The organism is Ruminococcus sp. AM31-15AC (genome assembly GCF_003462045.1).
In the GTDB taxonomy this organism is placed as follows: domain Bacteria; phylum Bacillota; class Clostridia; order Oscillospirales; family Ruminococcaceae; genus Hominimerdicola; species Hominimerdicola aceti.
Window position 1 is genome coordinate 1 of record NZ_QTYG01000099.1, and the last position, 2,422, is coordinate 2,422.

At 34.3% G+C, this 2,422-nt stretch carries 5 protein-coding genes; all 5 read left to right on the plus strand.

Annotation, left to right across the window (positions count from 1 at the left end; all coding sequences use genetic code 11):
* Positions 1 to 198 precede the first annotated feature (198 nt).
* Entirely contained in the window at positions 199 to 381 is a 183-nt protein-coding gene (locus tag DW793_RS15560; protein WP_147342226.1) for a hypothetical protein, read from the plus strand.
* On the plus strand, positions 378 to 1,088 hold the full coding sequence (locus tag DW793_RS13980; RefSeq protein ID WP_118158508.1) for a hypothetical protein: 711 nt from the start codon (positions 378 to 380) through the stop codon (positions 1,086 to 1,088). The genes DW793_RS15560 and DW793_RS13980 overlap by 4 nt, the downstream gene beginning before the upstream one ends.
* 80 nt (positions 1,089 to 1,168) lie before the next feature.
* Positions 1,169 to 1,354 carry a hypothetical protein gene (locus tag DW793_RS13985; protein ID WP_147342227.1) on the plus strand — a complete coding sequence of 62 codons (186 nt, stop codon included), beginning with the start codon at positions 1,169 to 1,171 and terminating at the stop codon, positions 1,352 to 1,354.
* Complete coding sequence (locus tag DW793_RS13990) at positions 1,351 to 1,920, plus strand: hypothetical protein (RefSeq protein ID WP_118158510.1); 570 nt, start codon at positions 1,351 to 1,353, stop codon at positions 1,918 to 1,920. Before DW793_RS13985 ends, DW793_RS13990 begins: the two co-directional genes overlap by 4 nt.
* A 22-nt stretch (positions 1,921 to 1,942) precedes the next feature.
* Positions 1,943 to 2,422 (plus strand): hypothetical protein (locus DW793_RS13995; protein ID WP_147342228.1); only part of this gene is annotated, 480 nt, incomplete at its 3' end.

Below are 2,422 nucleotides of genomic sequence, written 5' to 3' on the forward strand. Positions count from 1 at the left end.
TCAGTCTTGATTTTTTTAGTTTTTAATAAGATTTACTTATGAATAGATTTTGTGTATACTTTCATGATATATTTAATGTGAAAAAGCAGAAGAATTTTAGCGTATTTTGTAGGATATAACACTTGAAAATATAGGCAAAATATGATATCATAATTCGTAGACTGCTTTTGGTGAGATGATAAAATGCTTGCGGTGTGCATGGCTCTGATAGACGATGAAGAAGACAAAAATGCTTTTGAAATGCTGTATAAAAACTATAGAAATCTCAGACCTCAGATACTTTATAATTTTTTTGGCGCATCGGGAGGAGGAATACAATATCTTTTTGATAAATCAATTTATTGGTATATAAAGAATGGGTATTTGGAGAGGTTGCCGTGAAACAGCTTTTAAATTTCGAGATACAAATTTACGATATCATAAAAACGTCCTGCACAAACAGCACGAACACCCCCTCGCCTGCCTGCGATGACCTTTACAAGACCAGGTTTATTTTTGCTGACGGCGAGACGATATTTTCCCCTGCACATTTTTGTCAAAAACTTAAAAGCCGTGGTTTGCAGGGCGTTTCGATAGTCCGAAACGGCGATCAACTTGCCTTGCCCGAAAGCGCATTTGAGTTTGATAAGATTTGCTTTCTTGAAACAAAATTCAAAAGCAAACAGAGCATTTGGACGATCAAAAGAGTTTGGCAAGACACCCATTGGTATGTAACATACCGTGAGATAAGCGGAGTGAAAAAAGCGTTTTTTTACAAAGTCTGCCCAAGCAGTCCCGATATCAAACAATGTATATCCGATCTGAAAAATGCGATACAAAAAGCACAAAAGCTTTGCGATACTATCGGCTATCACGGCTTTGAAGAAGATTTCCAAGAAGCCCACCGTCTTTTGAATGATACCGACCGCCTTGACAATGTGCTGAACGGCGCTTTGTCCGCCTGCGTTTTCGCAGGAATGGGCAGCTGGAATGACGAAGTTGCGGCGATATGCGAGGATAAAAATATCCCCCAGCACCAGTACGCCGAGGTCACAAACGCCCTGTTTTCGGCAATTTTTAATGTTATATGCGGAATTTGCAGTTCCTAAAAATATATAATTTATAGGAGAACTAAATATGAGATTTGTATGTCGATGTGGGAATATGCTCACAAAATGACGTTTTGATTATGGCATATAATTTTGGAATAATGGATTTACAAATTCATACCTTTTCAGGGGTAATGAATACTAATGGAAGAATAGCTTTGTTTAATGAAAATTGCAATATGAATAGTTCAACTGATACAGGTAGTGTTAATGAGATCACTAACACATCAGATGAATTATTTAGAGTAGGATATATACTAAAGTGATTACGGGTGGTTTTGATGAAAATAAAACTCAAATACATTATAATTTCAATTTTGGTAGTCATAATAATTGGTATGGAAACGGCTCTGATGTTTTAGAATCTATTATTGGTCTTATGTATCCTTATTTGGGCGGTTCATTATCAGTACTAAATAATTTAACTTCTCCCAGAACATACGAATACAGTAATACAGATATGATTGGCTTATTTGTCTTTTCTGTAACTGAGAATTTTTCATATACGATTGCATCTGATAAAGAATTTGAAAAATGCAAAAAGATTCATGGAGAGGAAAAAGCGGAATACGAACAAAGAAGTAGAGATGCATTGTATGAATTGGGACGAAAGATGGAAGAATCATATAAAATCTCAACAGATAATGAGACATATGATATTCAATATGGTGATTACTTTATAAAGATACATTTCGGCTATTGTTGTCCGAAATGTAAGACAGACCCGAATCATGAGGGTTCTGATAATAAAAACCACTTTAGATATACGAGAACAGTTTCAACAGTTGTTTGGATAAGAAACGGAAATATATTGTATTACAACAAAACTTAGTCATAAAGCAGCAGGTGTTATTATGAAATTAAACAAAAGGTGTCCATGGTGCGGCGAAGAATTGAATGGCAGATTTTTTCAAAGAGGTCATTATCATTGCCCTAACTGTGGTAATTATAGCAAAATATATAGATACGGTTGGATCTATGGGTTAGGAGCCATTGTCGGTTTGGCTTTTATTATTTTTTTAAAATATGTGTTTGCAATTTATAGTATATTTACATTTTGGATCATCTACTCTATTATCTGTATAGCTTTGCCCTTGGAGATGGAAACGAAACATTTCATACCTAGGAAAAAAGGCACTGCGAATTTTACTTTGATAAAAGGTTTTTCGTTGATCAAACGAAAAATCATGTTTTCAGAAAAACGAATTTTCCCTATTTGCTTTGTAGATATAAATGATAAGCCTATTTCACATACTTTTTGTATTTCGATAGAAGATGTTAAATTTATATCATCAGAGTCTTTTGACGCTAATATAAAATTTATTCCAATATCT